Source organism: Nakamurella alba (assembly GCF_009707545.1).
In the GTDB taxonomy this organism is placed as follows: Bacteria; Actinomycetota; Actinomycetes; order Mycobacteriales; family Nakamurellaceae; genus Nakamurella; species Nakamurella alba.
Map to the genome: position 1 here is coordinate 25,676 of NZ_WLYK01000017.1, position 14,589 is coordinate 40,264.

General features: G+C 71.7%; 12 protein-coding genes. 2 read left to right on the top strand and 10 right to left on the bottom strand.

Translation table 11 applies throughout. The features are described from left to right. Positions 1-120: 120 nt before the first annotated feature. Entirely contained in the window at positions 121-1,674 is a 1,554-nt protein-coding gene (locus GIS00_RS25205; RefSeq protein WP_154771238.1) for a helix-turn-helix transcriptional regulator, read from the top strand. A gap of 114 nt (positions 1,675-1,788) precedes the next feature. On the opposite strand, the gene GIS00_RS25210 is transcribed toward GIS00_RS25205, so the two are convergent. Beyond that, entirely contained in the window at positions 1,789-2,583 is a 795-nt protein-coding gene (locus tag GIS00_RS25210) for an LppU/SCO3897 family protein (RefSeq protein ID WP_154771239.1), read from the bottom strand. Positions 2,584-2,849: 266 nt separating this feature from the next. Here GIS00_RS25210 and GIS00_RS25215 point away from each other — a divergent pair, with 266 nt between their 5' ends. Then, positions 2,850-4,517, top strand: a complete 1,668-nt coding sequence (locus GIS00_RS25215; RefSeq protein WP_322098417.1) for a DNA repair helicase XPB — start codon at positions 2,850-2,852, stop codon at positions 4,515-4,517. On the opposite strand, the gene GIS00_RS25220 is transcribed toward GIS00_RS25215, so the two are convergent. The 9 genes from GIS00_RS25220 to GIS00_RS25260 form a co-directional block, all read right to left on the bottom strand. Continuing rightward, positions 4,457-5,068 (bottom strand): VOC family protein, encoded by a 612-nt coding sequence (locus tag GIS00_RS25220; RefSeq protein WP_154771241.1) that lies wholly within the window; start codon positions 5,066-5,068, stop codon positions 4,457-4,459. The two genes, GIS00_RS25215 and GIS00_RS25220, sit on opposite strands and share 61 nt — an antisense overlap. Further along, positions 5,065-5,883: a sugar phosphate isomerase/epimerase family protein gene (locus GIS00_RS25225; protein WP_154771242.1), complete on the bottom strand. Its 819-nt coding sequence runs from the start codon at positions 5,881-5,883 to the stop codon at positions 5,065-5,067. The genes GIS00_RS25220 and GIS00_RS25225 overlap by 4 nt, the downstream gene beginning before the upstream one ends. Positions 5,884-5,899: 16 nt before the next feature. Then, positions 5,900-6,700 carry an SDR family NAD(P)-dependent oxidoreductase gene (locus GIS00_RS25230; RefSeq protein ID WP_322098418.1) on the bottom strand — a complete coding sequence of 267 codons (801 nt, stop codon included), beginning with the start codon at positions 6,698-6,700 and terminating at the stop codon, positions 5,900-5,902. Further along, positions 6,697-8,064 carry an FAD-dependent oxidoreductase gene (locus tag GIS00_RS25235; RefSeq protein ID WP_154771243.1) on the bottom strand — a complete coding sequence of 456 codons (1,368 nt, stop codon included), beginning with the start codon at positions 8,062-8,064 and terminating at the stop codon, positions 6,697-6,699. The genes GIS00_RS25230 and GIS00_RS25235 overlap by 4 nt, the downstream gene beginning before the upstream one ends. Positions 8,065-8,242: 178 nt before the next feature. Next, positions 8,243-8,539 (bottom strand): hypothetical protein, encoded by a 297-nt coding sequence (locus GIS00_RS25240; RefSeq protein ID WP_154771244.1) that lies wholly within the window; start codon positions 8,537-8,539, stop codon positions 8,243-8,245. Continuing rightward, positions 8,536-9,582 carry a hypothetical protein gene (locus GIS00_RS25245; protein ID WP_154771245.1) on the bottom strand — a complete coding sequence of 349 codons (1,047 nt, stop codon included), beginning with the start codon at positions 9,580-9,582 and terminating at the stop codon, positions 8,536-8,538. Before GIS00_RS25245 ends, GIS00_RS25240 begins: the two co-directional genes overlap by 4 nt. Further along, the gene (locus GIS00_RS25250) at positions 9,579-10,910 is read right to left on the bottom strand and encodes a hypothetical protein (protein ID WP_154771246.1); all 1,332 of its coding nucleotides are present in this window, start codon (positions 10,908-10,910) and stop codon (positions 9,579-9,581) included. Before GIS00_RS25250 ends, GIS00_RS25245 begins: the two co-directional genes overlap by 4 nt. A gap of 171 nt (positions 10,911-11,081) precedes the next feature. Next, on the bottom strand, positions 11,082-13,067 hold the full coding sequence (locus tag GIS00_RS25255) for a vWA domain-containing protein (protein ID WP_154771247.1): 1,986 nt from the start codon (positions 13,065-13,067) through the stop codon (positions 11,082-11,084). Positions 13,068-13,070: 3 nt separating this feature from the next. Continuing rightward, positions 13,071-14,480 (bottom strand): sigma 54-interacting transcriptional regulator, encoded by a 1,410-nt coding sequence (locus GIS00_RS25260; RefSeq protein WP_322098419.1) that lies wholly within the window; start codon positions 14,478-14,480, stop codon positions 13,071-13,073. Positions 14,481-14,589: the final 109 nt, after the last annotated feature.

Here is a 14,589-nt window from a genome sequence, read left to right on the forward strand (position 1 = left end):
TGCTGCGGGACCGTCGGTGGTCCCGCCGGTGAGGCGTGGGACCACCGTCGCGTCAAGGAACAACTCTCTTCAAGACAGATTTCCTGTCAAGAACTGCACTTCTTGCGATAACGTGCAGCAATGTCAAAGGCCACGGTGACAGCGGTCACCAGCGACACCCGGCGGCGCGGATCCGGCGAAGCGGCCAGGCCACGCACGGTCGCCGGGCCGCAGCTGCCGCCGCCCGAGGTCGAGGAGGCCGACGGCGCCACGGATTCGCTGACCCTGGGGCGCCGTATCAGGCACCTGCGGCGGGCCAAGGGGCTCACCCTGGATGCGGTCGGCGCCGAGGTCGGGCTGTCCGCCAGCGCCCTGTCGCTGATCGAGAACGGCAAGCGCGAGCCGAAGCTGAGCATGCTGGCCGCGCTCGCCGCCGCGCTCGGCACCGACCCGGCCGGGCTGCTGTCCGAGCAGGCCCCGAGCCGCCGGGCGGCGCTGGAGATCGAGCTGGTCCGGGCCCAGCGCTCCCCCGCCTTCCAGGCACTGCAGGTGCCGGCGGTGCGGCCGGGGCCGCGGCTGCCCACCGAGGCGCTGGAGGCGCTGGTCGGGATGCACCGCGCGATGGCCGCCATGCAGGCCGAGAGGGCGGCCACCCCGGAACAGGCCCGCCGGGCCAACGCCGGGCTGCGCGAGCGCATGCGGGCCCAGGACAACTACTTCCGCGAGGTCGAGCAGACCGCCGAGGACCTGCTCCGGCACACCGGCTACCAGGGTGGCCCGGTCACCCGGGTCACGGTGGACCGGATGGTGGCGCACCTGGGCTTCGAGATCCAGCACGCCACCGACCTGCCGCCGTCCACCCGGACGGTCACCGATCTGGCGAACCGGCGGATCTTCCTGCCCCAGCCGGCTGCGGGCCAGCACAACTCGCGCACCCTGGCACTGCAGGCCCTCGGACACGTGGTGCTCGGGCACAAGGTGCCCGCCGACTACGGCGACTTCCTCGAGCAGCGGGTGGAGACCAACTACTTCGCCGCCGCCGTCCTGGTGCCGCAGACCCCGGCCGTCCGGCTGCTGAGCACGGCGAAGGCGAGCAAGGACATCGCCATCGAGGACCTGCGCGATGCGTTCGGGGTGTCGTACGAGACGGCCGCGCACCGGTTCACCAACCTGGCCACCGAGCACCTCGGCCTGCCGGTGCACTTCATGCGCATCTCCGCCTCCGGGATCATCTACAAGGCCTATGCCAACGACGGCGTGCACTTCCCCACCGACAGCTCCGGGGCGATCGAGGGGCAGCGGGTGTGCCGCTACTGGACCGCGCGGGTGGTCTTCGACCAGCCCGACCAGACCGCGTCGTACCAGCAGTACACCGACACCGGGTCCGGCACCTATTGGTGCACGGCGATCGTCGATCACACGTCGCAGGGCGACTTCTCGGTGAGCGTCGGCGTGCCCTACGCCCATGCGAAGTGGATGCGCGGCCGGGAGACCACGGAGCGCGGCGCCTCCCGCTGCCCCGACCCGGCCTGCTGCTCGCGGCCGTCGGACGAGCTCGCCGAGCGGTGGTCCGGCCGGGTCTGGCCCAGCGCCCGGGCGCACTCGCACCTGCTCGCCGCCATGCCGCCCGGCGTCTTCCCCGGCGTCGACGACTCCGATGTGCTCGACTTCCTGGAGCGGCACTCCGGCCGCTGATCGGTCTCCGGCGCGACCGCAGGGCCGGGAATGCGCCGGCAGGGCCGGGAATGCACGAACGTCCGGGGACGCGGTCGTGACGACCACGTCCCCGGACGTTTCCGGGTGGAATTGTCAGACGTCGCCGAAGCAGTAGACGATGTTGCGCTTCTCGATCGGCAGCACCTGCGTCGTCTCGTCGGGACAACGGTTCTCGTCCGCGCTGTCGGTGATCACCTCGAGCACCTTGAAGTCGGTGGCGGCGGAAGCCGACGCACAGTCGACCTTGGTCGGCGCGTCGAAGTCGGTGGCCCCGGGATCGAAGCACTCGCCCGCCTTGAGATTCAGTCGCAGGCAGACCTTGTCGGTCGGATCGTCGCTGGTGGTGCCCTCGGTGTACGCGGCCTCCGATCTGTCGCAGGAGATGTCACTGCCTCCGGTCTCGGTGACGACGTACACGGCCTTCGGGTCGTTGCAGTCGATCTGCGCGGTATCGGCGTCGGTGGCGCTCGCGCTCTTGACCTCGATGCAGGCGCCGACCGCGGCGCGGGTGGTCTCGGTCTTGCCCTCCCGCACGAACAGGAAGATGCCGACGCCGATGATGGCCAGCACCAGCACCCCGATGAGCACGTAGACCACCGGCGACTTCTTCGCCCGGGCGGGCGGGGGCGGCGGTGCGCCGAAAGGCGCGCCGGGAACTCCGCCGGGCGGCGGGTAGCCCTGGCCCGGCGCGGGGTACGGCTGACCGGGCGCCGGGTACTGCTGCCCCTGCGGGTACGGCTCTCCGGCCGGCGGGTACTGGCCGGCCGGCGGGTACTGGCCGCCGGGCTGGTACTGGCCGGCCGGCGGGTACTGCTGTCCGCCCGGGTAGCCGCTGGCCCCTGCCTGCGGGTCGGGGTTCGGCCCGGCGGGCCCGGTGGGTGTGGACATGGCAATTCCCTTCGCGTACCGAATCGATCGGTGCGAACCCTAACGGCTTCCACACACCGCGGAGGGCCGTTCGGGGCAGGTGTGGACAACTGACCGGGGCGAACCCGGAGGAACCGGACACAACGCCGTCCCGGTACCCGGAATGTCACTCCGGTGCCCGCCGTTGAACGACGACGAAGGGGTGTCGGCGGGGCGGGGCACACTGGACGGGTCGAGGGCTGCAGTGACGGCCCGGGCCGCGGGCGATGGTGAAGGAAGAGGATCGGGTGAACGACGGACCGTTGATCGTGCAGTCGGACAAGACGCTGCTGCTGGAGATCGGGCATGCCGATGCCCCGGCGGCGCGCGCGCAGATCGCACCGTTCGCCGAACTGGAACGCTCCCCGGAGCACGTGCACACCTATCGCATCACCCCGCTCGCGCTGTGGAACGCGCGGGCTGCCGGGCACGACGCGGAGCAGGTGGTCGACGCGCTGGTCCGCTGGTCACGGTTCCCGGTCCCGCAGGCGCTGCTGGTCGACGTGGTCGACACCATGGGCCGGTACGGCCGGCTGGTGCTGCAGACCCATCCGACGCTGGGGCTCATCCTGGTCAGCCGGGACCGCGCCGTGCTGGAGGAGATCCTGCGGCACAAGAAGGTCTCGCCGATGCTGGGGGCGCGGATCGACGATGACACCGTCGCTGTCCACCCGTCCGAGCGCGGCCGGCTCAAGCAGATCCTGCTGAAGGTCGGCTGGCCCGCCGAGGACGAGGCCGGGTACGTCGACGGCGAGGCCCACCCGATCAGCCTGGACACCACCAGCGGCTGGGAGCTGCGCTCCTACCAGGCCGATGCGGTCACCGGCTTCTGGGCCGGCGGTTCCGGCGTGGTCGTACTGCCCTGCGGTGCCGGCAAGACCCTGGTCGGCGCCGCGGCGATGGCGCAGGCGTCGGCGACCACACTCATCCTGGTCACCAACACGGTGTCCGGTCGGCAGTGGAAGCGGGAGCTGATCGCGCGCACCTCGCTCACCGAGGAGGAGATCGGCGAGTACTCCGGCGAGCGCAAGGAGATCCGGCCGGTCACCATCGCCACCTACCAGGTGATGACCCGCAAGTCCGGCGGCGTCTACAAGCACCTCGACCTCTTCGACTCCCGGGACTGGGGCCTGGTGATCTACGACGAGGTGCACCTGCTGCCGGCACCGGTGTTCCGGATGACCGCCGACCTGCAGTCCCGCCGCCGGCTCGGCCTGACCGCCACCCTGGTCCGTGAGGACGGCCGGGAGGGCGACGTCTTCTCACTCATCGGGCCGAAACGGTACGACGCGCCGTGGAAGGACATCGAGACGCAGGGCTGGATCGCACCGGCCGAGTGCACCGAGGTCCGGGTCACCCTCACCGAACACGAGCGGCTCACCTACGCGGTGGCCGAGCCGGAGGAGCGGTACCGGATCGCCTCCACCGCCCGCACCAAGATCCCCGTGGTCCGGTCGATCCTGGACCGGCACCCGGACGAACCGACCCTGGTGATCGGCGCCTACCTCGATCAGCTCGACGAGCTCGGCGAGGCGCTCGACGCCCCTGTCATCCAGGGCTCCACCCGGAATGCGGAGCGGGAACGGCTTTTCGACGCCTTCCGCAGCGGCGAGATCAGCCGGCTGGTCGTCTCCAAGGTCGCCAACTTCTCCATCGACCTGCCGGATGCGACGGTGGCCGTGCAGGTCTCGGGCACCTTCGGGTCACGCCAGGAGGAGGCGCAGCGGCTCGGCCGGCTGCTCCGCCCGAAGGCCGACCAGCGACAGGCGCACTTCTACTCGGTCGTCTCCCGGGACACGGTCGACACCGACTACGCCGCGCACCGGCAGCGGTTCCTCGCCGAGCAGGGCTATGCCTACCGGATCGTGGACGCCGACGACCTGCTCGGCCCGGCGATCCCCGGCACGGAGGGCTGAGCGCCGGGCGGTGCGGGCACCGCTGCGGTGAACCCTTCGCCGAACGCGGCGGGCAGAGCGCTGCTCCACAGCGCCGTCGACACCAGCTCCACCAACAGGCCGCCGCCCACCTCGAGATAGACCATCGGCAGGCCGACCGGCAGCCGGCCCCGGACGAGGTCTGCGACGAAGTCCTCGCCGGCATCCGGCGGCACCCTCGCCGTGATCAGCCGCGCACCACGCCGGATCAGCCGGTTCCCGGCGGAGGCGACATCGTCCACCCAGTAGCCGATGTGGGACGTCGCGGTGATGCGCGCCGGATCCCACGCCCACGGAACTGAGCCGCTTCGATCGGTAGCGATGAGCTCCAGGCAGGTGTCGCTCCCGAGCCGTCCCAGGGCGATGCTCACCCCGGTGTCGACGACCTCTGCGCGGTCCGCGTCGAAGTAGTGGCCGACAGTCCGGCCGCTGCTGACCCATGTCCGGACGCCGAGCGAGCGATGCAGGTCCATCGTGGCGTCCAGATCGTCGACCAGAGTGCCGATCTGGAACGGAACGAGGCCGTCGATCACGCGTCGCCGCCGCCGACCCCCAGCGCGATGAGGGCATCCCGCATCATCACTGCGGCGTCACGGGGATCTCGTCGCTGCAGGTCCGTGGACAGCACCTCGGGGCTGATCACACCGCGATACCCGATGGCGGCCAGGGATTCCAGGAACCGCCGGAGGTCGAACCTACCTGCCCCGGGCACCACGCGGCGGAACCGGCTCTCGAATCGTTGATCGTCCGTGATCGGCGGCGGGGCGTCGTTGATCTGGACGAAAGCGATCTGTTCGCCGTCCATCTCGCTCAGCACCTGCCAGGGGGACCCGCTGTTGAAGAAGTGCCAGCTGTCCAGCAGGACCCCGCAGTTCGACCAGCCGACCTGCCCGCACAGGTCGACGGTGTCCTCGAGCGCGGACAGCGGGCCGTAGGGCAGGAACTCCAGCGCCATCCGGACGCCGTACTCCGCCAGCACGTCGGCGCTCGCCCGGAGCCGCGCTGCCACGTCGGCCGACGGCGGCACATCGATCACCGTCACGCACACCGGGGCACCGACCGCGGCGGCGAGTCCGCCCAGGCGTTCCGCCGCGGCGAGCCCGTCGTCCGAGCCGACGGACAGGACTCCGACGTCGGTGCAGCGCAACCCGCGGGAGTCCAGGGCGTCAGCGACGCCGGCAGGCTTCAGCCCGGATGCCTCGAGGGTGAAGAGGTCGATCCCGACCGCTCCGAAGCCTGCGTCGGACGCTGTGGTGAGCAGGTCCTCGAGACCTCTGGTGGCCTCCGGGATCCCGGTGTCACCTTCGGGGAACCGTACCCAGTTGATGGTGGGGAGGGACAGTGTCATCGATGGTCCGTCGTCCTCACGCTGTGAACCTGCCGCCGTTGCTCAGCACCACGGCGCCGATGACGTTCACCGCGCCGGGCGAGGCGAGATACACGATGGTGTCGGCCAGTTCGTCCGGCGAGGCGTATCCCCGCGCTCCCGATGCGGCCAGCACCTCCCGCACCGACGCCGGTGTGCGCGCCGCCATCGCGGTGTCCACCGGTCCCGGGGCCACGGTGTTGACCCGGATGCCGAAATGCGCGAGTTCCTTCGCCACCGACTGACTCATCGCCTGGACCCCGGCCTTGGACGCGGCGTACGCGGCGTACCCGGCGAAGGTGTCGAACGCCGCCGAGGAGCCGATGGTCACGATCGCACCGGAACGACGCGGGATCATCGCGCGGGCCGCGGCCCGGAGCACGTAGAAGGTCCCGTCCAGGTTGACCGCCAGGATCTTCCGCCACATCTCGTCGGTCACCTTGTCGGTCACCAGCACCGGGCGCTTCTCCTCCGCGGCTGACAGGATCTCCGCCTTGGCGAACGGATCGTCGATCCCGGCCGCATGCACGACGACATCGATCTGCCCGTGCTTCCCGAGCGCCTCCGCGAACACTCCGTCCACCGCGGCCGGGTCCGAGATGTCCACGACCGCGGTGTCGATCACCTCCGAGAACTCCGCCGTGTGGCGCAGCCCCTCGGCCGACAGGTCGACCGCGACGACGGCCCGGCACCCCTCGCGGACCAGCCGGCGCACGGTCGCGGCACCCATCCCGGATCCACCGCCGGTGACGAGCGCCACCTGTCCGTCGAACCACCCGGCAGCGGCCCGGTCACTCACGAGCGCTCCAGGGCAACGGACGTCGACGTCGCGACGGCGTCCTCGGCCGCGGCCAGCCCGAAGACCACGGCCGGCGCCAGGGAACCGGCGTAGGCGCGGACGTACAGGCCACCGGAGTCCGACCCCGCGGCGTACAGTCCCCGGATCGGCGTGCCCGCTGCGTCGAGAACCCTTGCCCGGTCGTCGATCCGCAGCCCGTGGAACGGGAAGGTGATGGCCGGGATCGCCTCGATCACGTAGTAGGGCGGCTCGTCGAGCGGCGTGGCGTCCAGCTTCCGGCCGGGAGTCAGGGACGAGCCCGCCGCCACCGCCTCGTTGTACGCGCGAACCTGTGCGGCGATCGCGGCGCCGTCGTACCCCCAGGATTCCGGCAGGGCCTCCAGCTCGTCGATGCTCTCGGCGATCCCGCACCGGCCCCCGCGCCGGTAGGCTATCGCGTACTTGTCGGTGCTCGGCGCCCCGGCGACGTACGGCTTGATGATGTAGTCGCGGTGCACGCGCGCGTCCGCGATCAACAGCCCCCTGGCCTCCGGCTGCTCGAGCAGTGCCATCGTGGTCAGGTGGTCGGCGAGACTCTCGTCGGTGAAACGCTCGTTGTCCAGGTTGAACAGCAGGCCGTGCTCGCTGTAGTACAGGGACAGGTCGACGAAGTCGGCAGGATCGGCGAACGGGATCCCCGACGGGATCAGATGCCCGTAGAAGCCCGCGTTGTCCCCGGCCTCCGCAGCTCCCACCACCCGCCCGAGCCGGAGGCCGTCGCCCCGGCTGGCCGGACCCGAGCGCAGCGGGATGTCCCGCGCCGCCGGGTGCACCAGCTCGGCGACCAGGTCCGGGTCGCCCTGGAAGCCGCCGGTCGCCAACACCGTCGCGGTGGCGTGCACCTCACGGGAGGAGCCGTCCGGGAGCCGGAGCAGCGCACCGACGACGGCCCCGTCCTCGGTCAACAGCCGCTCGGTGAACGTGCTGGTCAGCAGCTCTCCGCCGGCCACCACGACGGCCCGGCAGAGGTCAATGTAGTGGTTCGTGTCGAACTTGTACCCGACGCCGAAGGCCAGTTGCTTCTGCGCCGGCCCGACCTCCACACCGACGTGCCGCAGCCAGTCCAGGGCGTCCGGGAGGCCGTCGACAAGCGTGCGCCGCAGCGACTCGTCGCCGTCCGGGTTCCACTCGGCCATCACCTGGTGATCCGGCGCGGTCCAGATGTAGCCCGCGTACCGGCCGTTGCCCCCGACCACGTCGTTGCTCTCGACCAGCAGCACGGATGCGCCCCGGTCCACCGCGCGCGCGGCCGCCGTGAGTCCGGCCATCCCGGCCCCGATCACGAGAAGGTCGACCTGCGACTGCGGCTCGACGGAGGAGTTCATCCGCGCCGCCTCCTTTCCCACGCCGCCGGGCACCGCCGGAGCGTCCGGCCGGGCCTCGATGCCTGGCGCGCCCCCAGCTTACTGAACTGAAACCGGTTCATGTCAAGACTCCGACGGCGAATGTGCTGTCCGCCAGCAGGTTCGGACCACGCAGTCCCCGGCGACCTGCCGGTACCGCTCACCCGCCGAGCGCGCGCAGCCCTGCCTTCGCCCAGCGTCCGGCCCGGTCCGCCCGTCCGCGGCCGGTGCCGGACATCGCGGCACCGGCCAGCAGCAGGTTCCGCTCGGCCTTGCGGCGGGCACGCGGGTCGACACCGGACCCGTCGAGGGCGTTCTCCAGGTTCTCGATCAACGCACGGGCCTCCACCTCGCTGATCGCACTGCCACGGCGCCGGTTCCGCCGCAGCACCGGCCACAGTGCGACCACCACGATCAGCACCGCCACCACGATCCAGACCAGCAGCTCCACGTTCATCGCGACGCTCCCTTCCCACGCCCGTGTGCGTCGTCCTCGTCATCGTCGCCGTCCGCGCCCCACTGGGCCGCGTCCAGCAGCGCCTTGGCCTCCCGGGTCAGATCCGCCAGGCCGTCCTCGCCGGCCGCTCCCATCCGGTGGGCGAGATCGGCGTAGCCGGCAGCGGTCCCGGCTGCCCACGGCTGCATGGCCGTCCGCCGTGGATCGGCCGGCGCCGCACCGACGACCACCAGGGCGAGTTCGTCGAGCACGTCCTGCAGGTCCTCACGCCGGCGACGCAGCGCCTCGGTCCTGGCCCGGCTGCTGACTGCCACCAGCGCCAGGGCCCGGATCCCGACGACCACCAGCACCACCCCGGCCACCACGCCGAGCGCGACTCCGACGCCGGCCAGGGTCGCCCCGACCGGGGCCCGGAACTCCCGTTCACCGGCGACCAGCCGACCGCTGCGGACCATCGAGTCGTACTGCAGCGCAGCGGTTCTGGCGATGTCGACAGGTCGGTCGTCGAGGTACCGGGTCGACAGGTCGAGGGACCGGGAGAGGTACGCGTCGAAGGCCACCCAGCTGTCGTCGGTGTAGGGCAGGTCCTCGCTCCAGCACTCGTACGCGAACTCGCCGTCCTGGATCACCAGCAGGATGACGCCGTCGATCCGCTCCACCACCGCACTGCAGAAGTCGCCGGCATCGGTGTCGTCCCCGGCCAGGAAGGCGAGCATCAGCGGGCGGGTGCCGACGGCGCCCGCCACCCCGGCCCGCTGCTCCTGATCGAGCGTGCCCTGGTCGTACACCACCGACGAGTCCAGCACCTCGACAGCATTTGCGGCCTCGGAGAACGGCAGGGTGAGCCGTGGCCAGAAGGCCCAGGTCCAGCCGGCGAGGAGCGCGACGAGCACGAGCAGCAGCATCCGCCGCGGGCGGCGCGGCGACAGGCGCGCGGCAAGGCCGACGGAGAGCGGGACCGGCCGGCCCTTGCCGGTGCCAGGACGGCCTGGCTTCGAGAGCTCGACGGTGGTGCGCTTCTTCGTGGGGTTCCGGCGGTTCATCGCAGGGCTCCGGGCACGTTCGGCACGTCGAGAAGGTCGGCGGCGGTGGCGATCTCCCGGCCCGCGGTGTCGACGAGCTCGCCGGCCCGATCGGAATCGGGGGTGCCGGTCAGGATCTGGCGGGCCTCGCGGTAGTTCCGGCTCGCCCGCTCGAGCGCGATGCCGGCATCGGTGCCGGTGCGGGCCAGACCGTCCAGGGCGAGGATCCCGGCCGCCAGGTCCGGCAACCGGGCGGCCGCAGCGGCCCGGCGGTCGGCGGCGTCCGCCGCCTCCTGCAGTTCTTGCACCCGTTCCTGCGAACGCCGCCGGAGGGTCACCACGACAAGGACGAGCACGGTCGCGAGCGCGACGAACGGGAGCACACGCAGGACGAACCCGAGCGGGTCGGACCGGTCGGGGGTCGCCTGGTCGGTGACGACACCGGAGCGGATCTCCGCCAGTCGTCGCGCGACCAGGGCCACCTGCGGACCCGGGTCGAGCTCCCAGCCGAACAGCCCGCTGGAGGCGAAACCGTAGGACCAGGCGACCGCGCTGTCCAGTTCCTGCTGGTCCGGGCCGGCGATGTCGATCCACCGCCCGCGCAGCACCACCACCGTCTCACCGGGGAACGACGGCGCGAGATCAGCTGCGGTCGGCCCGATGTCGTCGCTCCCTACGGCGATCGGCGGCATCACCACCAGCCGCAGCGCCCCGTCCGGCAATCTGTTGCGCCACAACTGTTCCGGGTCGCTGTCCACCACCGCGCCGTCCCGGACGACGACCGGATCCCGCCGCAGGTCGGCCACCGTCGCGGCCACCTCGGCGGCCGTGGCGGCAGTGGCCGGTGTGGCCTGCGGCGCGTCGTCGGGCAGTTCCCGGGTCTGCAGGTACACCGCTGCGGCCACCACCTGCCCGGTGACGTCGAAGCGCTCCAGCACGGGGTGCAGCTCCGCCAGGTCGCTGGGCACGATGTCGAAGATGCTCGCGCCGACGCTCAGCCCCGTCACCTCGATGACCTCGACGTCGTCGACCTCGATCGCATCACGCACCTCGCTGATCGCGTCGTACTGCGCGTCCCGGTCCTCCTCGGACAGCCCGGAGAACGGCGTGACCAGCACCTTGATCCCGGAGTCGCCGATCGCGGCCTCGACGGCCGTCCGGTCGATCACCGCCACCGACCCCGGCATCACCGCCCAGTCGGAGGTGCGCAGCTCGCCGATCGCCGCTTCCGGGCTCCAGGTCACCTCGCCGGCGGGCTCGGACTGCTCGGTCCCGGTCGGGTCATCAGGTGCGGCTGACACAGCGGTCGGCGCTGCGATCAGCAGCAGCGCGAGCAGCGCCAGCAGCACCGGGACGGCACGGGTCGGGCGGGACGAACGGGCGGTGCGGATGCCGGAGATCCCTTCGGCGCGGGTGCAGGACCCGGCCAGTCTGACACGAACGGCCCAACCACCGTGGCCGTTCGGCCCATGCCCCTGCCGGAGCCCTGGCCCGGCCCCGGACCGACCGGGACAGCGGCGTCAGGCGGAGCGACGCCGTCCCTGCCGGGCCCTGAGGTAGTCGGACACCACGTACTGGCCGAGCTGCCCGAGCTCCGGGGTGAACACCCGGCCGCCGGAGCGGCGGGCCACCGAGTCCATGAACCGGGCCAGGCCCGGGTCGTCGCCGAGCATGAAGATGTTCAGCGTCGCCCCGGACCGCGTCACCTGGTCCACCTCGGCCACCGTCGCGCGCACCGACTCGGCACTGGGCGGCCATTGGAACCGCGGCGTCCCGTCGGTGTCGATGTGCGCCGTCGGCTCGCCGTCGGTGACCACCAGGATCACCGGTTCGGCCTCCGGGTGCCGCCGGACGTGCCGCTGGGCCAACTGCAGCGCGTGCTGCAGGTTGGTGCCCTTCACCCACTCCGGCTCGGCGACCGCCAGCTCCTGCACCGACATGTGCCGGGCGACCAGGTCGAACCCGATGATCTGCAAGGCGTCCGAGCGGAACCGGGTCGAGACCAGGTGCGCCAGCGCCAGTGCCGTCTGCTTCATCGGTGCCCAGCGGTCCTCCATCACCATGGAGAAGGACAGGTCGACGCAGAGCGCGACGGCCGCCGCGGTGCGCTTCTCGGTCTCGGCCGCCTCGAAGTCGGTCACCTGCAGGTCCAGCGGGAAGTCGCCGAACCCGTCGCCCGCCCGGGCGCGCCGGGTCACCGCGTTCTGCACGGTCCGGACGGCGTCGATCGGCCGTTCCGAGCCGATCTCCCACGGCACGAAGGCACCGGTGCGTTCTTCGGCGACCCCGGTCCGTCGGTCGTCGTGCGAGCCGGAGTCCTGCCCGGTCAGTTGCTGGAAGATCCGTTTGAGCGCGGTCTCGCCGAGCCGGCGCAGCGCCTTCGGCGACAGCCCGAGATCGCCGGCGTCCCGGGTCAGGTACCCCTGCCGCTCCATCTCGCGCTCGAGATCGCGCAGCGCCTTCAGATCCGCCGCGGCGGACGGCGGCAGCTGCCGCTCCAGTGCCTCCACGTCCACGTCGTCCAGCGTCGATCCGGGATAGTCCTGGCCGAGCTGCCGGTCCAGCGACTCCAGGTCCGCCAGGTCCGACATGACCCCGACCGCCTCGCCGTAACCCAGGCCCTCCTCGCCGTCCACGTCCATCGGCCGGGCGCCGCGCATCATGCCCGGCCGCAGCGCCGTCAGGTTGTCCTGCAGCTGGCTGAGCTGGGACTCCAGGTCGACGTCCTGCATGGCCTGCTCGATCAGCTGCTGCATCTCGGCCCGCTGCTCCGGGGTGAGGGAGCGCATCAGCCGCTCCGCATCGGCCTGCCGGCGTGCCAGCAGATCGATGAGATCGTCGATGTTCTCAGGGTTCTCGGGGAAGAACCGGCCGTGCTTGTCCATGAAGGAAGAGAACCGGTCGGTGACGTCCTCGCCGCGGGCGTGCGATGCGAGCATCTCGTTGAGGTCACCGAGCATCGCCTGGATCGCCTTCATGGCCTCCGGGTCGTTGCCCTGCAGCGCCTGCTTCATCCCGGCGAACTGGCGGTCCAGCACCTGCTCGCGCAGCATCTGCCCGATCTGCTCGAACTGCTGCCTGGCCTCCTCCGAGTGCCACTGGTAGTCCTGCAGACCCTTGACCGCCGAGGCGGTGTCGTCCGGCAGGTCGTCCAGCGTCATCTCGGCGAGACGGGCCGCGTCGGTGTCCTCCGCGCCGAGCTGCTCGCGCTCCGCGGCCAGCGCCTGGTCCAGCATCTGCCGCACCTGGTCCAGCGCACCGGAGAGCCGGCCGCTGCGCTGCAACTGCCGCCGCCGTTGCCGGATCTGCTTGCGCAGCTCGTCCAGGCCCTTCCGGCCGGACAGCCCGCGCCGCAACATCTCCCGCATCGCATCGCGCACGCTCGAGCCGGCCAGCACCTTCTCGCCGAGCTCGTCGACGGCGGCACGCACGTCGAACGGCGGCTTCAGCGGATCCTCGCCGCCACTGAAGGACCCGTACCGGTACCTGCCCGGCACCTCCGGCATCGCTCAGCTCCCGTAGATCGTCGTGCCGTCGACGCTGTCCTTGGACAGCCGGCGGGTCAGGTACATGCCCTCCAGGACGAACTCGACGGCGGCCGCCGCCTGCCCCGGGGTGACGGTGTCCTCCTCGACCTGCAGGCCGCGCAGCACGGCGGCCAGACCGGGGACGGACCCGAACTGCGACAACAGGTCCCGGGCCGGGACGATCGCACCGGTCTCCACGGTGCGGCCGTCCTCGAACACCGCGGCGAAGCCGGCCAGGTCCAGCCCGCGCAGCCGCTCCCGGAACACCGCGGCAGTGGCCAGCCGGAGCAGGTGCGAGAGCACCTCGTCCTCCCGGCCCTCCTCGCCCATCTCGAACTCCAGCTTGCCGCGGAGGGTGCCGAGCACCCCGGGCAGGTCGCCGATCCGGGCCACCGCGTCCTGCTCACCGGTGAGCGCGGCACGGCGCAGCGCCGCGGCGGCCACCGCTTCCGCGGCCGCGACGGCGAACCGGGCGGACACCCCCGACCGCTGGTCGATCGCGGTCGACCCGCGCAGCTCCGAGACGAACCGGGCGATCACCCGGATCACGTGGTCCGGGACGGCCGCGTGCAGCTCGGCCTCCTGCTCCAAGAGGGCGATCTCGTGGTCCAGGTCGAGCGGGTAGTGCGTACGGATCTCCGCACCGAACCGGTCCTTGAGCGGGGTGATGATGCGCCCGCGGTTGGTGTAGTCCTCGGGGTTCGCCGACGCGATGACCAGCATGTCCAGCGGCAGCTGCAGGTTGTAACCGCGGATCTGGATGTCCCGCTCCTCCAGCACGTTGAACAGGCCGACCTGGATCCGCTCGGCGAGGTCCGGCAGCTCGTTGATGCCGAAGATCCCGCGGTTCGCCCGGGGCAGCAGCCCGTAGTGCACCGTCTCCGGGTCGCCGAGCGAGAGGCCCTGGGCCAGCTTGGTGGGGTCGACGTCGCCGATCAGGTCGCCGACGCTGGTGTCCGGCGTGGCGAGCTTCTCGGTGTACCGGGTGCTGCGGTGCTTCCAGCTGATCGGGGCGGCGTCGCCGAGCTCCTCGACCAGGCGTCGGGACCCGACGGTGACCGGGGCGTAGGGGTGTTCGTTGAGGTCGGAGAAGGCCAGCACCGGCGTCCACTCGTCGAGCAGGCCGGTGAGGGTGCGCATCAGCCGGGTCTTGCCCTGGCCGCGCTCGCCGAGCAGCACGAAGTCGTGCCCGGCCAGCACGGACCGCTCGACCGCCGGCCCGACGGTGTTCTCGAACCCGACGATGCCCGGGAGCGTCTCCTCGCCGGCCCGCAGCCGGGCCAGCAGGTTCTCCCGGAGTTCTTCCTTGACGGTGCGGTGCACGTGCCCGGACGCGCGGAGCTCGCCGAGGGTCGCGATCTCCGGGGCCGGTGCTGCGGTGTTGTCTGCCACCCGTCCGACAGTACGACCGGCCGGACCCGGCAACCAGGGTCCGGCCGATACCTCCCGCCGGAATGCGCCCGCAGCTGAACGGCTTCCCTGCCGCCCGGGCGGAGCGGTA